The sequence below is a fragment of the Klebsiella terrigena genome (genome assembly GCF_006539725.1).
GTDB lineage: Bacteria > Pseudomonadota > Gammaproteobacteria > Enterobacterales > Enterobacteriaceae > Klebsiella > Klebsiella terrigena.
This window is the reverse complement of record NZ_BJNO01000008.1, coordinates 155,902-176,680: the sequence shown is the minus strand read 5'-3', so window position 1 is coordinate 176,680 and position 20,779 is coordinate 155,902. Positions and strand designations below refer to the sequence as shown.

Here is a 20,779-nt window from a genome sequence, read left to right as displayed (position 1 = left end):
TCCGTGGATGCGCACTATACTCTGCTAACGTTTTGATGCAACCCTTTTTCAGCTAAATCGATAATTTTGTAATGAATGGTGTAGAAAGAACCGTTTTTAGCGCGTTTTTTAGCCGATTTTGTATTTGTGCTGCTTTATCGCATTTCAATAGCCCTGGCGGTTTGTTATCTTCCCTCATCACGAACCGGTACTAAGCGGCAAAAGAAGAGATACCATGAAAGGATGTTGGGCAAAGTATGTGGCAACCGGAGCAATACTGGCGATGCTCGCCGGCTGCTCCTCGAAACCGACCGATCGCGGTCAGCAGTATAATGAAGGAAAGCTTACCCAGCCGTTTTCACTGGTTAACCAACCTGATGCGGTCGGCACGCCAATTAACGCGGGCGACTTCTCCGAACAGGTCAGGCAGATCCGCAGCGCCTCTCCGCGCCTCTATAATAGCCAGAGCAACGTCTATAACTCCCTGCAGCAGTGGCTAAGCGCCGGCGGCGATACCCGCACGCTGAGCCAGTACGGCATTGACGCCTGGCAGATGCAGGGCGCCGATAGCTACGGCAACGTGCAGTTTACCGGCTACTACACCCCGGTGGTGCAGGCGCGCCACACCCGCCAGGGTGAGTTCCAGTATCCTATTTACCGCATGCCGCCGAAGCGCGGCAAGCTTCCGTCCCGCGCCAGCATCTACGCCGGCGGGCTGAGCGACAGCTATATCCTGGCCTACAGCAACTCGCTGATGGACAACTTCATTATGGATGTCCAGGGCAGCGGCTATATCGATTTTGGCGACGGCTCGCCGCTGAACTTCTTCAGCTATGCCGGGAAGAACGGCTGGTCGTATCGCAGCATCGGTAAAGTGCTTATCGATCGCGGTGAAGTAAAGAGAGAAGATATGTCGATGCAGGCGATCCGCGAATGGGGTGAAACCCATAGCGAAGCCGAAGTGCGCGCGCTGCTCGAAGAGAACCCGTCCTTCGTCTTCTTTAAACCGCAATCCTTCGCCCCGGTGAAAGGCGCCAGCGCAGTACCGCTGATTGGCCGCGCGTCGGTCGCCTCTGACCGCAGCATTATCCCGCCGGGAACCACCCTGCTGGCGGAAGTCCCGCTGCTGGATAATAAAGGCAAGTTTAACGGTCAGTACGAGCTGCGCCTGATGGTTGCGCTGGACGTCGGCGGCGCGATTAAAGGCCAGCACTTCGATATCTATCAGGGTATCGGTGCGGATGCCGGGCATCGCGCGGGCTGGTATAACCACTATGGCCGCGTTTGGGTGCTGAAAAACGCCCCGGGCACGGGCAACGTCTTTAGCGGCTAACACTCCTTTCTCCGCTTCCCCGACGGCACGCGCGCGTCGGGGAAGCGGCCATTTTATTCTGAGGTTATATGTCTGTTGTAATTAGCGACGCCTGGCGCCAGCGTTTTGGTGGGACGGCGCGTTTGTATGGTGAATCAGCGCTGCAGTGTTTTGCCGACGCGCACGTCTGCGTCGTAGGCATCGGCGGCGTCGGCTCCTGGGCCGCAGAAGCGCTGGCACGAACCGGGATTGGCGCCATTACCCTTATCGATATGGACGACGTCTGCGTCACCAACACCAACCGGCAGATTCATGCCCTGGGCGGCAACGTCGGGCTGGCGAAAGCCGAGGTGATGGCGGATCGCATCCGGCTGATCAACCCTGAATGTCAGGTGACGGTGATTGACGATTTCGTGACGCCGGAGAACGTGGCCGAATATATGGGCGCGGGCTTCAGCTACGTGATTGACGCTATCGATAGCGTGCGGCCGAAGGCGGCGTTAATTGCGTACTGCCGTCGCTATAAGGTGCCGCTGGTGACTACCGGCGGTGCGGGTGGGCAAATTGATCCGACCCAGATTCAGGTGGCGGACCTGGCGAAAACGATTCAGGATCCGCTGGCGGCGAAGCTGCGCGAGCGCCTGAAGGGCCAGTTCGGAGTGGTCAAAAACAGTAAGGGCAAGCTCGGCATCGACTGCGTGTTCTCGACCGAGGCGCTGGTTTATCCCCAGGCCGACGGCAGCGTATGCGCGATGAAAAGCAGCGCGGAAGGCCCCAAACGAATGGACTGCGCGTCGGGCTTTGGGGCGGCAACGATGGTTACCGCCACCTTTGGTTTTGTCGCCGTATCGCATGCGCTGAAGAAAATGCTGGCGAAAGCCGGGCGTCAGGGCCAGGCGCTTTAGCTCGGGTTAAGCCTCGCGGGCCGCGGCAAGCACCGCGGCGCCCAGCGCGGCGAGGCCCTGGCCGCGAGAGGCGCTCAGCTGCGCGCGCAGCCCCAGCTCGTCGAACAGCGCCAGCGGATCGCGCGCCTGCAGCTCGGCGGCGCTTTTCCCCTCAACGGCCGTCAGCAGCACGGCCAGCAGGCCGCGAACGATCCGCCCCTCGCTGTCGCCAAAGAAATGCAGCCGACCGTCGCGCACGCTATACCCCAGCCAGACGCGGTTTTCACAGCCGGCAATCTCCGTCGTGCGGGCTTTAACCTCGTCCGCCAGCGGCGGCAGCTTTTTGCCTAACACAATCAGCTGGCGGTACTTATCTTCCCACTGGCTCAGCGGGGCGAAGGTTTGCCGCAGCGTCGCTTCAGTGATAGCGGTGCCAAACGGATGGTTCTGCGGGTTGGGAGTCGTCATTAGTCCACCAAAATTTCCAGAGCGCGGTCAACGGCATGCACCAGCGCGTAAACGTCATCCTGCGTATTATAAGGCGCAAACGAGGCGCGCAGGGTGCCGCTAACGCCAAGCGCCGCCAGCAGCGGCTGGGCGCAGTGCTGCCCGGCGCGAAGCGCGATGCCGGACTCCGCCAGCAGCGTCACCATATCGCCGTGGTGCACGCCGGCGAAATCAAACGCCAGCAGGCTTGAGCTTTGGCAGCGGAAGGAGCGGAAGCCCGGGCGTTTCGCCAGCTCGTCTTCAGCCAGCGTCGCCAGGCTGCGGCTCCAGCTTTCGGCCTGGGCGATATCGGTCTCCTGCAGCCACTCCAGCGTCGCGCTCAGGCCAATGACGCCGGCGACGTTTGGCGTGCCGGCCTCCAGCCGATAGGGGACGGGCTGGGTTTTAAACCCGTCGAACGTGACTTCGGTAATCATTTTACCGCCGCCGAGCCACGGCGACATGGCGTTCAGCAGTTCGCTTTTACCGTACAGCGCGCCAATCCCCGTCGGGCCGTACAGCTTATGGCCGGAGAAGGCGTAAAAGTCGATATCCAGATTCTGGACGTCGGCCGGGAAATGCACCGCGCCCTGCGCGCCGTCGACCATCACCACCATTCCCGCCTCGTGCGCGAGGCGGATCGCCAGCGCCAGATCCGGGCAGCCGCCGGTCACGTTAGACATCTGGCCAATGGCCAGCACCCGGCTGCGCGGCGTGATCAGGGAGGGCAGGCTCGCCACGTCAGGCAGGCGATCGGTGCCGATGGGCAGCTTCACCACCCGGGCGCCGGTTTGCTCGGCCACCATCAGCCAGGGAACCAGATTGGCGTGATGCTCCGCTTCGCTGACGATGATTTCGTCGCCGGGCCGCAGGCGCGGGCGAACGTAGCTCTGCGCCACCATGTTAATGGCTTCGGTAGTGCCGCGGGTCCAGACGATATCTTTGCCCGACGGCGCGTTAAGCAGCGCCGCGACGCGCTTGCGGGCGTCTTCATAACGTTCGGTCAGGCGCTGGGCGGCGGCAAACTGGCTGCGGTGCACGTTACCGGCGCTGAGGCGATAGAACCGATCGCTGGCCTCGATGGTGGCCAGCGGCTTTAGCGCCGTCGCCGCGCTATCAAGGTAAACGCCGGCATCGGCCAGAGCCGGAAACTGCGCGCGAAACTGAGCGGGATTGAATGCGTTCATGGAGCTCCTCGTTGCAATACGACGATCGTCGCGCAATTTATCCGTCAGGGCAAGGCTGACAAGCACCGGATAAGGAAGAGAGGGGAAATTCAGGGCAAAAAAAAGCACCGCGCGTTGCGGTGCTACATTAAATCACTATGGACAGACAGGGTAAATGTACAGGAAGTGAAAAGGGGGTAGCTTAGCCACCATGGTCCGCAAAGACAGACCAATTGCAAACACAACAACACAACATCACAACCGTAAGCCAAAAGCTTGTTGGAACACGCATTCCAAAAAAAGCTCTTCGTTCCGGCTCAGGAAGTGCGGCCACTATAGGTATTTGCTGGTAGAACCTCAACGGACAAATTATAATGGCTCAGATAAAAAAAACTAATAGGTTAAACGTTGTTTCCTGTTTGTTAAATTGCCTTAACATCTAAGCCAGAATAACCATGTCAAAGCGATTACCACCTCTGAATGCATTACGTGTTTTTGATGCAGCCGCACGTCATTTAAGCTTCACTCGCGCAGCCGATGAGCTTTTTGTGACCCAGGCCGCAGTAAGTCACCAAATCAAGTCACTAGAGGACTTTCTTGGGCTGAAGCTGTTTCGGCGGCGCAATCGATCGCTGCTGCTGACGGAAGAGGGCCAGAGCTATTTCCAGGATATTAAAGATATTTTTTCGCAGCTGACGGAGGCGACGCGTAAACTGCAGGCGCGAAGCGCAAAAGGGGCGTTAACGGTCAGCCTGTTGCCCAGTTTTGCGATTCAGTGGCTGGTCCCGCGCCTTTCAAGCTTTAACTCAGCTTATCCGGGAATTGATGTCAGAATCCAGGCGGTGGACCGTCAGGAGGACAAGCTGGCGGATGACGTTGACGTGGCGATTTTCTACGGTCGCGGCAACTGGCCGGGGCTGCGCGTCGAAAAACTGTACGCCGAGTATCTGCTGCCGGTTTGCTCGCCGGTGCTGCTGACCGGTGACAAAGCGTTGAAAACGCCTGCGGATCTGGCGCAACATACGCTATTGCACGATGCTTCCCGTCGCGACTGGCAAACTTATACCCGCCAGCTGGGTCTAAGCCATATTAACGTCCAGCAGGGGCCGATTTTCAGCCACAGCGCAATGGTGCTGCAGGCGGCCATTCATGGACAGGGGGTCGCGCTCGCCAATAACGTGATGTCCCAGTCCGAAATTGAAGCCGGCCGTCTGGTCTGTCCGTTTAATGATGTTCTGGTCAGTAAAAATGCCTTTTATCTGGTTTGTCATGACAGTCAGGCTGAACTGGGTAAAATAGCCGCCTTCCGGCAGTGGATACTGGCGAAAGCGGCAAGTGAACAAGAAAAATTTCGTTTTCGTTACGAACAATAAATGATTGTAGGGTAATAACATGACCAGCCGTTTTATGCTGATATTCGCCGCGATAAGCGGTTTTATCTTTGTTGCTCTGGGCGCCTTCGGCGCGCACGTGTTAAGCCGGTCGCTGGGCGTTGCGGAAATGGGCTGGATCCATACCGGCCTTGAGTACCAGGCCTTCCATACGCTGGCCATTTTTGGCCTGGCGGTGGCGATGCAGCGCCGCATCAGCATCTGGTTTTACTGGAGCAGCGTCTTTATGGCGCTGGGAACCGTTTTGTTCAGCGGCAGCCTTTACTGCCTGGCGCTGTCGCATTTACGCCTGTGGGCGTTCGTTACGCCGGTGGGAGGCGTCAGCTTCCTCGCCGGTTGGGTCTTAATGTTAATTGGTGCAATTCGTCTGAAACGTAAGGGCGTTGTTCATGAATAAGGTTGTCCTCTATTGTCGCCCCGGGTTTGAGAAGGAGTGCGCAGCAGAAATTACCGATAAGGCATCCCGCCTTGAGGTGTTTGGTTTTGCCCGCGTGAAAGATAACGCCGGGTACGTGATTTTTGAATGCTATCAGATGGAAGATGGCGACAAGCTGGCGCGCGAACTGCCGTTCAGCTCGCTGGTCTTTGCCCGCCAGATGTTTGTGGTCGGCGAACTGCTTCGAGACCTGCCGCCGGAAGATCGCATCACGCCGATTGTCGGCATGCTGCAGGGCGTGGTGGAGAAGGGTGGCGACCTGCGGGTTGAAGTGGCCGATACCAATGAAAGCAAAGAGCTGATGAAGTTCTGCCGTAAGCTTACGGTTCCGCTGCGCGCGGCCCTGCGTGAAGCGGGCGTGCTGACCAGCTACGAAACCACGAAGCGTCCGGTGGTGCACGTATTCTTTATCGCTCCGGGCTGCTGCTATACCGGCTACTCCTACTCCAACAACAACTCCCCGTTCTATATGGGGATCCCGCGGCTTAAATTCCCTGCCGATGCGCCGAGCCGCTCTACGCTGAAGCTGGAAGAGGCGTTCCACGTCTTTATCCCGGCCGATGAGTGGGACGAGCGCCTGGGCAACGGCATGTATGCGGTGGATCTTGGCGCCTGTCCCGGCGGCTGGACCTATCAGCTGGTGAAGCGCAACATGTGGGTTTCGTCGGTCGATAACGGCCCGATGGCGCAGAGCCTGATGGATACCGGACAGGTGACCTGGCTGCGTGAAGATGGCTTCCGCTACCGCCCGACCCGCAGCAACATCTCATGGATGGTGTGCGACATGGTGGAAAAGCCGGCTAAGGTTGCGGCGCTGATGGCGCAGTGGCTGGTCAACGGCTGGTGCCGCGAGACTATCTTCAACCTGAAGCTGCCGATGAAAAAGCGCTATGAAGAGCTGTCGCGCAATCTGGCCTACATCCAGGAACAGCTGGATGAGCACGGCATTAACGCGCAGATTCAGGCGCGCCAGCTGTATCACGATCGTGAAGAAGTCACCGTTCATATTCGCCGCCTGTGGGCTGCGGTTGGCGGTCGTCGCGACGAGCGCTAGCTTCGCGTCGTCTCCCGGGTAGCGGCACCGCTATCCGGGCTCTCCTCTCCCTTCTCCTGCCGGCTATTTTGCCGCGATGGGCTCATCAGAAATGATGTGCGTCACGTCATCGAGATGGCCAATGCTGGCCTCGCCCGAGCGATTAAACTTACTCTTATCGATCAGCAGCAAAGACTGCGCCGCCCGCTTGAGCAGCAGGGACTTGAACTCGGCGTTAACCGTATTTGAATCCCAAAGCGCGCCGTTGCTGTCGATGCCCTCGCAGGAAAAAACGAACAGATCGATCTCCAGCGATCGGAGCTGTGGGATAAGCGAAGCGCTGACGTAGCAGCCGTATTTGCGCTGCAGGGTGCCGCCGGAGCAGGTGAGCTGGATATGCTCGCGCTTGCTCAGCTCCTGGCAGATGGGCTGGCTGTTGGTAAACACGTGCAGGTTGACGTCCGGGAGCTGACGGGCCAGATACCAGCAGGTGGAGCTGGCGTCGAGGGCGATAACCATCCCTTCTTCTATCCAGGCAAGGGCCTCGCGGGCGATATCGGCTTTGTGGGCATAGTGGCTTTTGAGGCGGATGTGGAACGGATCGCCGCTGTCCTGGCTCTGGCGATGAATGATTTTGACGCGCCCGTGGTTACGCAGCACTTTGCCCTGCGACTGCAGCTCGCTGAGGTCGCGACGAATCGTCTCTTTACTGACCGCGAGCTGCAGCGATAGGGCTTCGGTCGTCAGGCTGCTGTGGTTGATCAGCAGGTCTATTATCGCCTGCTGGCGTGCCGCTTTCATTTTCTCTCACCCTGTCAGTCAATAAACGCCCGCATCAGGCGGGCGCTCCGGCATGAGATTACGGCGTTACTCCTTTTTTTAAAAGAATATTCCCGTACTTCGCGCGCTCCCCTGTGATAACGATCGCAAAGGCTTTTTGCGCCCGTTCGTAGAACGTAAAGCGATCGATGCGGATGACTTCCGGGCACGGCGACTGCCGGGAGAGCGCATCGCGATAGCGGCGCTCAACGTCGGGGTCGAGCGCGTCGCCCGCCACCGCCGCCATCATCACCAGCGGCGGCGCGTAGCCGTCGAGCTCAAACAGCGGCGCGATCGCCTGCAGGAGATCGCTGACCAGCAGCCCGTCGGCGCGAATGACCTGCGGCCCCATACTGTGGGCCGGGAAGTGGGCGTCGGAAAAAATAATTTCATCCCCGTGGCCCATCTCGGCCAGGATCTTAAGCAGCTCGGGGGAGATGAGTGGCGAGATAGTTTTTAGCATGTCATACCTCATCTATCAGTTCAGGTTCGGTTTGTGGGTAAAAGTAGCGGTACCGGTAGTGCACCTCGGCTCTGGCCAGTTCCGGGCTGGCAAACTCGCCGGTGCCAAACCAGCCGTACATCGCCGCGCCGGCAACGGTGGTTTCCGCGTCATCGAGCACCTTAACCGGCATATCCAGCGCGTTGGCTTTAATTTGATTCCACAGCGCGTTACGGCTGCCGCCGCCCACCAGCAGGAGCTCGCTGGCCTTAAAGCCGCCGATTTTCTCCAGGCTGCGCAGGTGGCTCTGCAGCTGGGCGGTTAGGCCCTCCAACGCGGCACGATAAAAATGGCCGCGGGTGGTATTCAGCGTTACGCCCTGCCAGCCCGCGTCCCGACAGGCCAGCAGATCGCAGCGCATCTTCACGCCTTCGGCGCCGGCGGGAATAAGGCGCGCTTCCTCAATCAGCGTGTGCCACGGCGTCTCCGGCGTCCACAGCAGCTGACGCACCCACTCCAGCACGCCGGACGCCAGCCACTGCATCCCGGGGTTGGTCAGGCCGGGCTGGCTGTCCAGTTCGCAGGTTGAGCCGGGGTACTGGCTTAGCAGCGGGGTGTTAACCCCGGCGCTGCGCACCATCAGGATTTCCCAGGTGCCGGAGGAGAGCACCGGTTCGTCCTGCTGGGCGCCGGCGCCAAACAGCGCAAACTGCGTATCGTGCCCGGCGGAGAATACCGGTATCCCGACGGGGAGCTGCAGCAGCGCGGCGGCGTCGGGCTGAAGGGTGCCGATTTTGTCTCCCGCCTCTACCAGCCGCGGGAACAGGCGGCGCGGGATCCCCGCCGCCTGCAGGATCTCGGGGCTAAACTCGCGCCGGTGAATATCCAGCATCTGGCCGGTACCCGCCATGGTGATATCGGTGGTGAACTCGCCGGTTAAGCGGTGGTTGATAAGCGATGAGATAAACAGCCAGGCGTGCGCCTTTTCCAGCAGCTGCGGGTGGTTCTCTTTCAGCCATACCAGCTTATATAAGGTATTGAAGCTGAAGGCCCCGACGCCGGAGATCTCCTGCAGCCGCTGGGCCGGCATTATTCTGCCGATGTCGCGCATCACCGCCGCGGTGCGCGGGCATTTCCAGCTGATCGTCGGGTAGAGCAGGGCGCCGCGCTCATCGACCAGCGCCCCGTCGACGCCAAAGGTGGTGACCGTAATACCGCGAATGCGGCAGGCGGCGAGCTCAGCCGCGAGCGTCTGGCAGCAGCTGGCGAAGCGCTGGAGGATCGCCTCCAGGGACCACTGGTGCCAGGCGCCGTTTTCCGCCGCGACGTCGCTGGCGTTGGGGGTCGATGCGCGGGCGACAATCTTCCCCTGCCGATCGACTGCGATGGCCCGGACGTTGGTTGCCCCGCAATCGAGGACCAGAATAACCTCTTGTTTCATCATTGCTCCTGAAACAAAAAAAGCCCTTTCGCGATGAAAGGGCGGAACGTATTAACGTTTGTACAGCGGGCCATAGTTCTGGCAGGCGCGGTAGTCCTGACCTTCGGTATCCATCCCGTGCGCTGACCAGGTTGAAGGGCGATAGATTTTCGCCTCCTCCACGTTATGCATGCAGACCGGAATACGCAGCATGGCGGCGAGGGTGATAAAGTCCGCGCCGACGTGGCCAATGGTCAGCACGCCGTGGTTTGCCCCCCAGTTCGCCATCACCGAATAGACGTCACTGAACGGGCCCTTGCCGGTCAAACGCGGCGCAAACCAGGTGGTTGGCCAGGTGGAGTTGGTGCGCGCATCCAGCTGGTCGTGCATCTCTTTCGGCAGCTCGACGCTCCAGCCTTCGGCGATTTGCAGGACCGGCCCCAGGCCCTTAATGATGTTGACCCGGGTCATGGTAAACGGCACGCCGCCTTCGGTGAGGAAGCGTGAGGAGTAGCCGCCACCGCGGAAATACTCGTGGATCGCCGGGCACCACTCGGTGGCCGCGAGGCAGGCGTCGGCCTCCTGCTGCGAGATTTCCCAGTGCGGTTTCATGGTCGGGTTGCCGGCGGCATCGCGCTGTTTACAGGAGCCGTCCAGCGCCGCAGAGCCGGAGTTGATCAGGTGGATAATGCCGTGCTGCGCCAGCCCGGTAAGCGGCTGACCCGTCACCCGTTCAACTGCATCCGGTGACCAGTAGGTCCGGACGTCGGCAAAGATCTGGGCGGTGCCGGTGAGCTGGTGACCCAGCAGCATTGCCACCCCGTTGAGGCTGTCATTTTCGGTCGCGACAACCAGCGGCTCGCGCACCCCGTTCCAGTCAAACGAGCTGTTCAACAGCGCCTCGGCGGTATCGCCGTTCGGGTATTGATCGGTCCAGTGGCGCTGGCCCTGGAAACCGGCGGCAATGGCGTTATAGCCCAGCGACTCTTCCACCAGCCCTTTGTCCGCCAGCTTCGCGTTGCCCTGCATCATGTCGCGAATGCATATCGCCATCAGCAGGCTCTCTTTCAGAACTGCCCGGCTCTGCTCGGCATTGCGTTTGTACTGCTGTGCGTTCTGGTCCTCGCCGTAGCGGAAGTTTTTATCCGCCCACGCCAGCGCCATCTCCAGCTCCACCTCATCATAAATTTTCTGGTCGATGCGCCGACGCAGCTCGGTCATATCGACCGCCTGCACCTTCATGCCGAGCCAGGATTCGAAGAAGTTATGATCGACGATGGAGCCGGCAATCCCCATGGATACGCCGCCGACGGAGAGATAGCTTTTGCCCTTCATGGCGGCAACCGCCAGCCCGGCGCGGGCGAAGCGCAGCAGCTTTTCTTCGACGTCCGCTGGGATCGCGCTATCGTCCGCGTCCTGAACATCGTGACCATAGATCGAGAAGGCCGGAATGCCCTTCTGACTGTGGGCGGCCAGCGCGGCGGCGAGATAGACCGCTCCCGGGCGCTCGGTGCCGTTAAAGCCCCAGATGGCTTTCGGGCGCATTGGGTCCATATCGATGGTTTCGCTGCCGTAGCACCAGCAGGGGGTGACGGTAATGGTCACGCCGACGTTGTGGCGGCTAAACTTCTCTTCGCAGGCCGCAGACTCCGCCATACCGGCGATGCAGGTATCCGCAATGACGCACTCGATCTGCGCGCCGCAGGCGTGGCGAAGCTTTTCGCCGATCAGCGCGGCGGTGGCCTGCGCCATGCTCATGGTCTGCTCTTCCAGCGACTCGCGTACGCCCATGCGACGTCCGTCAATGACCGGGCGAATGCCTATTTTCGGTAAGCTGATTTTTTTCATTCCAGACTCCTCACGTTATGCGGAAAATGTTCAGTGGGTTGCCGTTTGTGAACGGAAACGGGCAAAAATAAAGATGATGGCGAAGCACAGCGTCGGGACCAGTTCGGCGGTCGGGATATTGCCCGCGGCATCGCTGACAAAGCCCATCACCGGCGTGACGATGCCGCCGCCGATAATGGTCATGACGATAAATGACGAACCGTATTTGGTGTCCTGCCCCAGGTTTTTGATCCCCAAGGAGAAAATGGTCGGGTACTGAATCGACATAAACGCGCTGCACAGCGTCAGCGCCAGCAGGCCGATATGGCCGCCGCTGAGCGCGGAGATCAGGCACAGCACCATCGACAGCAGGGCATAGGCGGCGAGCACTTTATGCGGGGCAAAACGGCTGATAAGCCAGGTACCGCTAAAGCGGCCGATGAAGAAGCAGACCATGGTGCCGGTCAGGTAGTTCGCGGCGAAGCCGGGCGTCATGCCGGGGATCTCTTCGATAGCATAGCGAATCAAATAGCTCCAGCAGGCGGTTTGCGCGCCAACGTAGCAGAACTGCGCCAGAACCGCCCAGCGCCAGTGGCGAATGCGCACCAGCCTGGCGAAGGAGGCGCTCAAAGAGCTCTGTTCGCTATCAACATGGTCGTCGCTTTGTAGAGAAGGAAATTTTGTCAGCGCGATCAGCACGGCAACCAGCAGCACGATCGCCACGATAATCATGTACGGCGTCTGAACCGATAGCACCAGGCTGTGCTTATAGGCGCTGAGCTGCTCGGGCGCCATTTTATCGAGCACTTCCTGAGATTGATGCGGCACGTTAGACAAAATAAGACTTTGCCCAAAGACGACGGCAATAATGGCGCCAAAGGAGTTAAAGGTTTGCGCCAGGTTGAGGCGGAAATGCCCGCCGCTTTCCGGGCCAAGGACCGTAACGAAAGGGTTAGCGGCGGTTTCAAGACATCCCAGTCCTGCGGCAATAATAAAAAGACCAATCAGAAATAAAGTGTAATTCATTATTTCCGCTGCCGGCCAGAATAGGGCCGCGCCGAAAGCGTAGAGAAATAGCCCGGTAATTATTCCGGCCTTATAGCTGAGCTTTTTCATCAGTATCCCGGCGGGGACCGGAATGACGAAGTAGCCGAAATAAAAGGCTGATTGAATCAGCCCGGCCTGAAAGTTGGTTAAGGTAAAAGCCTGCTGGAACTGCGGCAGTAAAATATCATTTAAGTTATTGGCAACGGCCCACAGGAAAAATAGCGAGCACAGCAGGGCGAATGGAATTATATAGCGCTTACTCTGTCCGACATCTATCGCACGAAAACTCTGCGTTTGTATTGTTGTATTTCCCATAGCATCCTCATCAGTTCAGAAGCGTGTCCAGCATCTTTAGCATGCGGCTGGTTACTCTCTCCAGCCGGTAAAGTAAGGTGAGTTCCGGTTAAGCGGCGGTGAATAAAATGCTCTCGTGAATGAACTCATGAACTCATTTTCAAATAAACAACGTCTTTTAATATGATGGCGGTCACATTTGACCCAGAGACAATGGCTTTATGTGATTAGCATCACTTTAATTTATCTAAAATAATGACCGTTTGAGATTATTTAATTTAAAAGCCACAGCGGTGCTGCCCGATTTAATTTATTGCTGCGCAAACGGGCAATTGTTAATGAGCAACTGAAATGCCCGTTTTAAACAACAAGAATAATAACGGGCAGTTTTCTTTGAGGAAAATAACCGGCGCTGTGTTTATTCGCGGTGATTAATTGATGGCGGTCACAGAATACGCTGATGTCAATTCCATTCTGGTTATTCAATATGATGATGGTGAGTAAATACCTGATTAATTCGACAGAGCCGGGATGAGGTTTGCGAGGATTCTGTTGGTCCGTTTTGAAACACTGAGAGAGGTAAATAATGGAACGAAATACGCTGGCGCGGCAGATTATTGATACCTGCCTGGAAATGACCCGGCTGGGGCTGAATCAGGGGACCGCAGGCAACGTGAGCGTGCGCTATGAAGGCGGCATGCTGATTACGCCGACGGGTATCCCCTACGAAAAGCTCACCGAATCCCACATCGTCTGGATTGACGCCAGCGGCCAGCATGAGCAGGGCAAGCTGCCGTCAAGCGAGTGGCGCTTTCATATGGCGGCCTACCAGACCCGCCCCGACGCGCAGGCGGTGGTGCATAACCACGCGGTTCACTGCACCGCAGTATCGATCCTTAACCGGCCCATTCCGGCGATCCACTACATGATTGCCGCCGCCGGCGGCAACTCCATTCCCTGTGCACCCTACGCCACCTTCGGCACGCGCGAGCTCTCTGAATACGTGGCCGTGGCGCTAAAAAACCGCAAGGCGACCCTGCTGCAGCATCACGGGCTGATTGCCTGTGAAGAGAATCTGGAAAAAGCGCTGTGGCTGGCGCACGAGGTGGAGGTGCTGGCGCAGCTGTACCTCAGCACGCTGGCGATTATCGATCCGGTGCCGGTACTGGACGACGAAGCGATAGCCATCGTCCTGGAAAAATTCAAAACCTATGGGCTACGTATCGAAGAGTGATCCCGCACGGCAAACAGGAGACGGGCGATGGCGAACAGAATGATTTTGAACGAAACGGCGTGGTTTGGCCGAGGGGCGGTAGCGGCATTGGCCGATGAAGTGAAGCGTCGGGGCTATGGTAAGGCGCTGATTGTCACCGATAAGACGCTGGTGCAGTGCGGCGCGGTTAGCCGGGTGACGGACAGCATGGATGCCGCCGGCCTGGCGTGGGAGATCTTTTCCGGGGTGATCCCCAACCCAACGATTGCGGTGGTGCAGGAGGGGCTGCGCATCTTCAGGCAGAGCGGGGCGGATTATCTGATCGCCATCGGCGGCGGCTCGCCGCAGGATACCTGTAAGGCGGTGGGGATCATCAGCGCTAACCCCGAATTTGCCGACGTGCGTAGCCTGGAAGGGCTATCGCCAACCCGCGCGCCGAGCGTGCCGATTATGGCTATCCCGACCACCGCCGGAACCGCGGCGGAGGTAACGATCAACTACGTGATCACCGACGAGGAAAAGCGGCGTAAATTTGTCTGCGTCGATCCGCATGATATTCCCCAGGTCGCGTTTATCGATGCCGACATGATGGACGGGATGCCGCCGGCGTTGAAGGCCGCCACCGGCGTTGACGCGCTGACCCATGCCATTGAGGGCTACACGACGCGGGCGGCCTGGGCGTTAACCGACGCGCTGCATCTGAAGGCGATAGAGATTATCGCCGGCGCGCTGCGCGGCTCGGTGGCGGGCGACAGCCGGTCCGGCGAGGCAATGGCGCTGGGGCAGTATATTGCCGGAATGGGGTTTTCCAACGTCGGCCTCGGGCTGGTGCACGGCATGGCGCATCCTTTAGGCGCGTTTTACAACACCCCGCACGGCGTGGCCAACGCCATTCTGCTGCCTCACGTGATGCGCTACAACGCCGCGTACTGTGGAGGCAAGTTTGCCGATATCGCCCGGGCGATGGGCGAGAAAGTTGAAGGCAGAAGCGAAGAGGAGGTCCGCCAGGCGGCGGTAGAGGCGGTGTGTAAGCTCAATCGCGACGTGGGGATCCCGCCGCATCTGCGCGATGTCGGGGTGCGTAAAGAGGATATTCCGGCGCTGGCGCAGGCCGCGCTGGATGACGTTTGCACCGGAGGCAACCCGCGGGAAGCCAGCCTGGCGGAGATTATCGAGCTCTACCATAGCGCCTGGTAAACGCTGCCGGAGGGTTAAGGGCGATGCTGGCTATCGCCCTTTTCGGCTAAACGGCGGCCGCCAGCTATACCGACTATGCCGTCAGCCGCAGCTGCTGCAGATTGCCATCGAGCTGTAAATCGGTCTGCAGACGGGCGATTTCGCGGCAGGTGAACGCCATCTCTTTATGCTCTTCCAGCTTCTTGCGCCATTTCTCCGCGACCTCGTCGAGACGGGCGTAAATCCCCTCCAGATCGGTAAACTCGGTTAAGAGCTGGGCGGCGCTTTTGGGGCCGATACCCGCCACGCCCGGCACTTTTGAGCTGCTGATGCCCGCCAGCCCCCAGTAATCAGGCAACTGCTGCGGAGTCACGCCAAACTCGTTGGCAATAAAAGGGGCGTCCAGCCAGCGCTTCTGGAAGTAGTCGCGGATGCGAACCGTGGGCGAAAGCAGCTGGCAGTAGCCTTTATCGGTGGAGACGATGGTGGCCTGGTGCCCGGCCTGGGCGACCTTCATCGCCAGGGTGGCGGCGAGATCGTCGGCTTCGCTGCCCGCCAGGGCCCAGCAGCGTATTCCGCGCTGCTCAAACGCCGCGCGGATCGCGGGCATTTCGGCCTCCAGCGTCTCCGGCATCGGCGCGCGGCCGGCCTTATATTCCGCCAGGCGCTGGTGCCGCCAGCTGTGGGCGCGATCTTCATCATCAAATACCGCCACCGCGTGCGTTGGCTGACTATGGACGATCAGCTGCTCCAGCGCGTGCAGGCAGGTGTCAACGCAGGGCGAACCCTGCACCGCGTGAATGCGGCGAATCAGATTGAGCGCGTCGACGATTAACAGATGAACGGCCACAGGTCTCTCCTTATCATTTATGCCGGCAGATGAGCGGTCCACCGGCCTGGTCGGGCGCCGTGCCCGAGCCGTGTTCTCATAAATGTAAGGGTATCATTGCCGTGTACAGTAGGCTATCGGCGCGGGGATAATCGGGAATGCGCCTCGCAAAGCGGCCTAATCGGCGTGCAGCAGCAGGCTCAGGTCGCTGTGGGCCGCTTCGCCGTACCACACCGCTTCGCGCACGGAAACCGGTTTGCCGATCAGCCCGAGGGCATAAAAGCGGTCGGCGATGGTCTGCTGGGCGCGGATGACCTTCAGATCCATCATCCGCGGGCGATGGCTGCGCCGCGCGAGGGCGAGGGCCAGCGAATCGACGTTAATGCCTAATTCGGCGGCAAGCAGCCCGGCGGCCTCTTCGCGCCGGCTATCGATAAACTGCCCGGTTTGCGTCAGCTCGTGCAGCAGACGCTGCATGATGTCGCCGTTGTGGTTGACGTAATCGCGGCGCGAGAGATAGAACTGATGGTTGTGCACCCGGCCCTCGCCGCTGGCGACCACCCGCAGCTCCCCGGTATGCTCGGCGTCGCTGAGCAGCGGGTCCCACATCATCCACGCGTCGACCGCCAGATAATCGCTGGCGGTGAGCGGATACTTCGGCGGGATGTAGACCACCTTCACGTCGTTGAGGCCCAGCCCGGCCTCTTCCAGAATCTGCAGCAGCAGCCAGTGCACGTTTGAGCCCTTATTCAGCGCAATACGCCTGCCGCGCAGATCGCCGAGCGTGCGGATCTCGCTATGCTGCGGCACCACCATCGCCACGCTTTGCGGCGCCGGCGGCTCCCACGCGACGTACACCAGCTCGGCGCTGCTGGCCTGGGCAAAGACCGGCGGCGCTTCGCCGGTAGTGCCGAAATCGATCTCATTGCAGGCGAGGGCGTGCAGCAGCTGCGGCCCGGCCGGGAATTCGCTCCACAGCACGCTGACGCCGAGGCTGGCGAAGGCGCTTTCGAGGCTCTGACGGGCCTTTAAAATGCCGAGATTGCCGAAGCGCTGATAGCCGATGCGCAGCTCGCGGTCGACGGACGCGGCATCGGCCAGCCGGCGCGGCGCCGACTCCACCCGGCGGCGGCTTTTAATTACGCCAATATTGGCCAGCTGGGTGCGCAGGGTGTGGCGGCTTATCCCCAGCAGGGCGGCGGCCTGGCTCTGATTGTCGTCGCAGTGGGCCATGGCGCCGCGGATCAGCGCGCCGGTCATGCGCTCCCACAGCGCGTCGCCGGGCTGGGCGAGCTGCTGGTGGATAAAGTCGTCCAGCTCAATATCCGTCGCCGTCAGCGGCGCGGCGTGCAGCGTGGTCAGGCGCAGCTGGGCCGGCGTAATCTCCTCCTCTCTGCTGAGCAGGACCGCGTTATGCAGCGTGTTTTCAAGCTCGCGGATATTGCCGGGCCACGGGTAGTCCATCAGCCGGTCCAGCGCCTCCGGTGCCAGATAGCGGGTCGGGCGTCCCAGCCGGCGGGCGTAGAGCGACAGGAAATGGTTGGCCAGCAGGGGAATATCCTGGCGGCGCTGGCGCAGCGGCGGCAGCGGGACGATGGCGATATTCAGGCGGTAATAGAGGTCTTCACGAAAGCGGCGTTCGCGGATCGCCTGCGCCAAATCCACGTGGGTGGCGGCAATCACCCGCACGTTGACTTTGACCGCCTTGCGCGAGCCGACGCGGGTAATCTCACGCTCCTGCAGCACGCGCAGCAGCTTCACCTGCAGCGGCAGGCTTAACTCGCCAATCTCATCGAGCAGCAGCGTGCCGCCCTCGGCGGCCTCAAACCAGCCGGGATGGCTCTGCACCGCGCCGGTAAACGCCCCTTTCTCGTGACCGAAGAGCTCCGCTTCCGCCAGGCTCTCGGTGAGCGCGCCGCAGTTCACGGCAAGAAAAGGCTGCTGGCGGCGGCTGCTGTGGTGATGCAGGTAGCGGGCGACCACCTCTTTACCGGTGCCGGTTTCACCGACGATCAGCACGGTGGCCTCGGTGGGCGCCAGTTTATCCAACAGGTTCTGAAAGGCCTTTGACGCCGGGTCGATCAGCACCGGGGTATCGGCCGGGGGTTCAGGATTAAGCATGGGAGTCCTCCGCTAAATAACGCCTTGAACTTATCCTCTGTCGGCGGTGATAAACACGGGCAAACCCTGTGGTTTTGTTGCAAACGCGGCAGCCTCACCCCATCCGCTGACGCATTTGCAACAGCCTGGCGGGCGAGTGATTTTATTAATACTTTGATTTTATTGCCTTAAATTTCATTGCCGCGTTGGCACGATTATCGCTAACACCTATATAACCAAATTTAAACAACTCTTCGATGAATATCGAATATGGTTATATAGGAAATGGATAATGACGCAGAAAGCTAGCGATAAGATCAACGTGTTTTGGTTTTTACCCACCCACGGCGACGGCCGCTATCTGGGCACCACCGAAGGCGGACGTCCCGTTGATTTAGCGTATTTACAGCAGGTTGCGCTGGCCGCCGACAGCCTCGGCTACTACGGCGTGCTGATCCCCACCGGCAAAAGCTGCGAAGACTCCTGGCTGGTCGCCGCCGCGCTGGCGCCGTTAACCCGCCGCCTGCGCTATCTGGTGGCGGTACGTCCGGGGCTGCAGCCGCCGACGCTGGCGGCGCGTATGGCGGCAACCCTTGACCGCCTGTCGGAGGGCCGGCTGCTGATCAACGTGGTCACCGGCGGCGATCCGGTGGAGAACAAGGGCGACGGAATTTTCCTCGACCATAGCCAGCGCTATCAGGTGACCCGCGAGTTTCTGGACGTTTACTCGCGCCTGCTGAAAGGCGAGAAGGTGGATTATCACGGCGAGCATATCCAGGTTGAAGGGGCAGAAGTGCTCTTCCCGCCGGTGCAGGAGAACGGCCCGCCGCTCTACTTCGGCGGCTCTTCGGAGGAAGCCATTGACGTTGCCGCTGAGCAAATCGATAGCTATCTGACCTGGGGCGAGCCGCCGGCGCTGGTGGCGGAGAAGCTGGCCATCGTGCGCGAGCGCGCCGCCGCCCGCGGCCGCACCCTGCAGTACGGCATTCGCCTGCACGTGATCGTGCGCGAAACGGAAGAGGAGGCCTGGGCCGCCGCCGATCGCCTGATTGCCCATCTGGATGACGACACCATCGCCCAGGCGCAAAAAATATTTGCCCGCATGGATTCCGCAGGCCAGGCGCGGATGAGCGCCCTGCATAACGGCTCCCGCGACAACCTGCGCATCGCCCCGAACCTGTGGGCGGGCGTTGGTCTGGTGCGCGGCGGAGCGGGCACGGCGCTGGTCGGCAGCCCGCAGCAGGTCGCGGATCGCATTCGCGAATATCAGGCCCTCGGCATCACCAACTTTATCTTCTCCGGCTACCCGCATCTCGAAGAGGCCCACCGCTTTGCCGACCTGGTCATGCCGCTGCTGCCGCTTGCCGGCAGCGCCCAGCCGAAAGCGCGCAGCGTGAATACCGGCCCGTTTGGCGAAACCATCGGCGGCGATAAGCGGCCGGTTAAACAGGTCAGCGCCAGCTGAGCGGGAGGTGGACATGCTTTTCTGCCTCCAGAGGGGGATTGCCGATGAGCGCTGAACCGCAGGTGGTCATTATCGGCGGCGGGTTCAGCGGCGCTGCGGTGGCGATTGAGCTGCTGCGCCTGGCGCCAAACGGGCTGCGGGTGACGCTGCTGGAGCCGCGCGCGGTGCCCGGTGCGGGGGTGGCCTACTCCACCGCCGAGCCCTCCCATCGCATCAACGTCCCCGCCGCGCGGATGCAGCTGGCCGGCGAGGAGGAGGGCGCTTTCGACCGCTGGTATCGCGACCAGCCGGCGTTCGCCGACGACCCGCAGGCGCGGCGTGAGGACGGGGCGCTCTATCCGCAGCGCGGCCAGTTTGGCCGCTACGTCAGCCAGCGTTTTGCCGAGGCGCTGCGGGCGAGCGACGGACGGCTGGTGCACCTGCGGGAAGAGGCGCTGAGCTATGGCCAGCGCGGCGTCACCACCGCCGGCGGCCGGCTGCTGCAAAGCGATCTGCTGATCCTTGCGGTGAGCCATCCGCCGCCGGCGCTGCCGCGCCTGGCGGTCCCGTTTCGCGACCATCCGGCGCTGATTGCCAACCCGTGGCGTGCAGATGCGCTTGCCGACGTTGTGCCGGATGCGCGGGTGGCGGTGATGGGCACCGGGCTGACCATGGCCGACACCATCGCCACCCTGGCGCGGCTCGGCCATCGCGGCCCGGTGACGGCATTTTCGCGCCACGGCCTGCTGCCCCGCGGGAACATCAGCGGCGCCGCCGAGCTGTGGCCCGGCGACTATCGCGAGGGCTCGCTGCGCCTGCGGCTGCGGCGGGTGCGGGAAGATATTCGTCACGCCGCCGAGCAGGGCCAGCCGTGGCAGGTGGTGCTGGACGCGGTGCGTAACCAGGGGCAGAGCATCTGGCAGGGGCTGAGCCTGGCAGACCGCCAGCGCTTCCTGCGCCATCTGCGCAGCTACTGGGATGTGCATCGCTACCGCATCGCCCCGCAGGTCGCGGATGTGCTAAGCCAGCGCCAGCGCGACGGTAGCCTGAAGGTGCTGGCGGCAAGGCTGACGGCGCTGGAGGGCGATGCCGGTCGGCTGACTCTGACCCTGAGCCCGCGCCGCGGCGACCCTCAATTGCTGACCGTCGATCGCCTGATCCTCACCACCGGCCCCGCGCACGGCGGCCTGACCGACAGCCAGCCGCTGCTGCGCGACCTGGCGCGGGACGGGCTGATCCGCGCCGACGCGCTGGGGCTCGGGCTCGATGTCGATTCGCGCTCAAGGGCGATCGGCCGCGAGGGCACGATGACGCCAAAGGTGCTGATTTCTGGCCCGGCGGCGCGAGGACGTTTTGGCGAGCTGATGGGTCTGCCGCAGGTCGCCGACCATGCCGCCGCGGTGGCGGCTGAAGCGCTGGCGACGCTGGGGCTTGATGGTTCTTTCGTTATTCATGATTAAGCGTGCGCCCCCTGTCGGGAC

The 20,779-nt window shown here is 60.8% G+C and carries 18 protein-coding genes; 9 read left to right on the top strand and 9 right to left on the bottom strand.

Annotation, left to right across the window (positions count from 1 at the left end; translation table 11 throughout):
• Positions 1-214 precede the first annotated feature (214 nt).
• Together mltA and tcdA are read left to right on the top strand one after the other, a co-directional pair.
• Entirely contained in the window at positions 215-1,312 is a 1,098-nt protein-coding gene (gene mltA, locus RTE01_RS12070; protein WP_041147016.1) for a murein transglycosylase A, read from the top strand.
• Positions 1,313-1,380: 68 nt separating this feature from the next.
• A complete protein-coding gene (gene tcdA / locus RTE01_RS12065) occupies positions 1,381-2,196 on the top strand; it encodes a tRNA cyclic N6-threonylcarbamoyladenosine(37) synthase TcdA (RefSeq protein WP_041147015.1) in 816 nt (271 codons plus the stop codon).
• 6 nt (positions 2,197-2,202) lie between these two features.
• Here the strand turns inward: tcdA and csdE are convergent, their stop codons facing one another.
• Positions 2,203-2,643 (bottom strand): cysteine desulfurase sulfur acceptor subunit CsdE, encoded by a 441-nt coding sequence (gene csdE / locus RTE01_RS12060; RefSeq protein ID WP_115191994.1) that lies wholly within the window; start codon positions 2,641-2,643, stop codon positions 2,203-2,205.
• Positions 2,643-3,848: a cysteine desulfurase CsdA gene (gene csdA, locus RTE01_RS12055; protein WP_141335052.1), complete on the bottom strand. Its 1,206-nt coding sequence runs from the start codon at positions 3,846-3,848 to the stop codon at positions 2,643-2,645. The genes csdE and csdA overlap by 1 nt, the downstream gene beginning before the upstream one ends.
• 434 nt (positions 3,849-4,282) lie before the next feature.
• Between csdA and gcvA the strand changes: the two genes are divergently transcribed.
• From gcvA to rlmM, 3 genes are read left to right on the top strand one after another with little or no spacing between them, the layout of a single operon-like run.
• The gene (gcvA, locus tag RTE01_RS12050) at positions 4,283-5,200 is read left to right on the top strand and encodes a glycine cleavage system transcriptional regulator GcvA (RefSeq protein ID WP_041147012.1); all 918 of its coding nucleotides are present in this window, start codon (positions 4,283-4,285) and stop codon (positions 5,198-5,200) included.
• A 19-nt stretch (positions 5,201-5,219) separates the two neighbouring features.
• Complete coding sequence (locus RTE01_RS12045; protein WP_041147011.1) at positions 5,220-5,615, top strand: DUF423 domain-containing protein; 396 nt, start codon at positions 5,220-5,222, stop codon at positions 5,613-5,615.
• Positions 5,608-6,708 (top strand): 23S rRNA (cytidine(2498)-2'-O)-methyltransferase RlmM, encoded by a 1,101-nt coding sequence (gene rlmM / locus RTE01_RS12040; protein ID WP_076945971.1) that lies wholly within the window; start codon positions 5,608-5,610, stop codon positions 6,706-6,708. Before RTE01_RS12045 ends, rlmM begins: the two co-directional genes overlap by 8 nt.
• A 63-nt stretch (positions 6,709-6,771) precedes the next feature.
• On the opposite strand, the gene fucR is transcribed toward rlmM, so the two are convergent.
• Genes fucR through fucP form a run of 5 tightly spaced genes read right to left on the bottom strand, consistent with a single transcriptional unit; the run spans position 6,772 to position 12,557 of the window.
• Positions 6,772-7,488, bottom strand: a complete 717-nt coding sequence (fucR, locus tag RTE01_RS12035; RefSeq protein ID WP_041147009.1) for an L-fucose operon activator — start codon at positions 7,486-7,488, stop codon at positions 6,772-6,774.
• Positions 7,489-7,546: 58 nt separating this feature from the next.
• Positions 7,547-7,969 (bottom strand): L-fucose mutarotase, encoded by a 423-nt coding sequence (gene fucU / locus RTE01_RS12030; protein WP_134527546.1) that lies wholly within the window; start codon positions 7,967-7,969, stop codon positions 7,547-7,549.
• 1 nt (position 7,970) lies between these two features.
• On the bottom strand, positions 7,971-9,389 hold the full coding sequence (gene fucK / locus RTE01_RS12025) for an L-fuculokinase (RefSeq protein WP_134528634.1): 1,419 nt from the start codon (positions 9,387-9,389) through the stop codon (positions 7,971-7,973).
• 51 nt (positions 9,390-9,440) lie between these two features.
• Positions 9,441-11,216, bottom strand: coding sequence for an L-fucose isomerase (gene fucI / locus RTE01_RS12020; protein ID WP_041147006.1), 1,776 nt, complete (start codon positions 11,214-11,216; stop codon positions 9,441-9,443).
• 30 nt (positions 11,217-11,246) lie between these two features.
• A complete protein-coding gene (gene fucP, locus RTE01_RS12015) occupies positions 11,247-12,557 on the bottom strand; it encodes an L-fucose:H+ symporter permease (RefSeq protein WP_041147005.1) in 1,311 nt (436 codons plus the stop codon).
• Between the two features lie 565 nt (positions 12,558-13,122).
• On the opposite strand from fucP, the gene fucA reads away from it, so the two are divergent.
• Together fucA and fucO are read left to right on the top strand one after the other, a co-directional pair.
• Positions 13,123-13,770: an L-fuculose-phosphate aldolase gene (gene fucA, locus RTE01_RS12005; protein ID WP_041147004.1), complete on the top strand. Its 648-nt coding sequence runs from the start codon at positions 13,123-13,125 to the stop codon at positions 13,768-13,770.
• 27 nt (positions 13,771-13,797) lie between these two features.
• Complete coding sequence (fucO, locus tag RTE01_RS12000; protein ID WP_134527521.1) at positions 13,798-14,946, top strand: lactaldehyde reductase; 1,149 nt, start codon at positions 13,798-13,800, stop codon at positions 14,944-14,946.
• A 73-nt stretch (positions 14,947-15,019) separates the two neighbouring features.
• Here fucO and xni read toward each other — a convergent pair whose 3' ends face one another.
• Together xni and RTE01_RS11990 are read right to left on the bottom strand one after the other, a co-directional pair.
• The gene (gene xni, locus RTE01_RS11995; protein ID WP_045857486.1) at positions 15,020-15,775 is read right to left on the bottom strand and encodes a flap endonuclease Xni; all 756 of its coding nucleotides are present in this window, start codon (positions 15,773-15,775) and stop codon (positions 15,020-15,022) included.
• A 156-nt stretch (positions 15,776-15,931) separates the two neighbouring features.
• Positions 15,932-17,875 (bottom strand): sigma-54-dependent Fis family transcriptional regulator, encoded by a 1,944-nt coding sequence (locus tag RTE01_RS11990; RefSeq protein ID WP_134527509.1) that lies wholly within the window; start codon positions 17,873-17,875, stop codon positions 15,932-15,934.
• Between the two features lie 271 nt (positions 17,876-18,146).
• Here RTE01_RS11990 and ssuD point away from each other — a divergent pair, with 271 nt between their 5' ends.
• Complete coding sequence (gene ssuD, locus RTE01_RS11985; RefSeq protein WP_115192000.1) at positions 18,147-19,319, top strand: FMNH2-dependent alkanesulfonate monooxygenase; 1,173 nt, start codon at positions 18,147-18,149, stop codon at positions 19,317-19,319.
• Positions 19,320-19,363: 44 nt separating this feature from the next.
• On the top strand, positions 19,364-20,758 hold the full coding sequence (locus RTE01_RS11980) for an FAD/NAD(P)-binding protein (RefSeq protein ID WP_134527497.1): 1,395 nt from the start codon (positions 19,364-19,366) through the stop codon (positions 20,756-20,758).
• Positions 20,759-20,779: the final 21 nt, after the last annotated feature.

Coding starts and splice junctions, on each gene's coding strand:
- mltA (WP_041147016.1), top strand. CDS start 215: ATGAAAGGATGTTGGGCAAAGTATGTGGCAACCGGAGCAATACTGGCG.
- tcdA (WP_041147015.1), top strand. CDS start 1,381: ATGTCTGTTGTAATTAGCGACGCCTGGCGCCAGCGTTTTGGTGGGACG.
- csdE (WP_115191994.1), bottom strand. CDS start 2,643: ATGACGACTCCCAACCCGCAGAACCATCCGTTTGGCACCGCTATCACT.
- csdA (WP_141335052.1), bottom strand. CDS start 3,848: ATGAACGCATTCAATCCCGCTCAGTTTCGCGCGCAGTTTCCGGCTCTG.
- gcvA (WP_041147012.1), top strand. CDS start 4,283: ATGTCAAAGCGATTACCACCTCTGAATGCATTACGTGTTTTTGATGCA.
- RTE01_RS12045 (WP_041147011.1), top strand. CDS start 5,220: ATGACCAGCCGTTTTATGCTGATATTCGCCGCGATAAGCGGTTTTATC.
- rlmM (WP_076945971.1), top strand. CDS start 5,608: ATGAATAAGGTTGTCCTCTATTGTCGCCCCGGGTTTGAGAAGGAGTGC.
- fucR (WP_041147009.1), bottom strand. CDS start 7,488: ATGAAAGCGGCACGCCAGCAGGCGATAATAGACCTGCTGATCAACCAC.
- fucU (WP_134527546.1), bottom strand. CDS start 7,969: ATGCTAAAAACTATCTCGCCACTCATCTCCCCCGAGCTGCTTAAGATC.
- fucK (WP_134528634.1), bottom strand. CDS start 9,389: ATGAAACAAGAGGTTATTCTGGTCCTCGATTGCGGGGCAACCAACGTC.
- fucI (WP_041147006.1), bottom strand. CDS start 11,216: ATGAAAAAAATCAGCTTACCGAAAATAGGCATTCGCCCGGTCATTGAC.
- fucP (WP_041147005.1), bottom strand. CDS start 12,557: ATGGGAAATACAACAATACAAACGCAGAGTTTTCGTGCGATAGATGTC.
- fucA (WP_041147004.1), top strand. CDS start 13,123: ATGGAACGAAATACGCTGGCGCGGCAGATTATTGATACCTGCCTGGAA.
- fucO (WP_134527521.1), top strand. CDS start 13,798: ATGGCGAACAGAATGATTTTGAACGAAACGGCGTGGTTTGGCCGAGGG.
- RTE01_RS11990 (WP_134527509.1), bottom strand. CDS start 17,875: ATGCTTAATCCTGAACCCCCGGCCGATACCCCGGTGCTGATCGACCCG.
- ssuD (WP_115192000.1), top strand. CDS start 18,147: ATGACGCAGAAAGCTAGCGATAAGATCAACGTGTTTTGGTTTTTACCC.
- RTE01_RS11980 (WP_134527497.1), top strand. CDS start 19,364: ATGAGCGCTGAACCGCAGGTGGTCATTATCGGCGGCGGGTTCAGCGGC.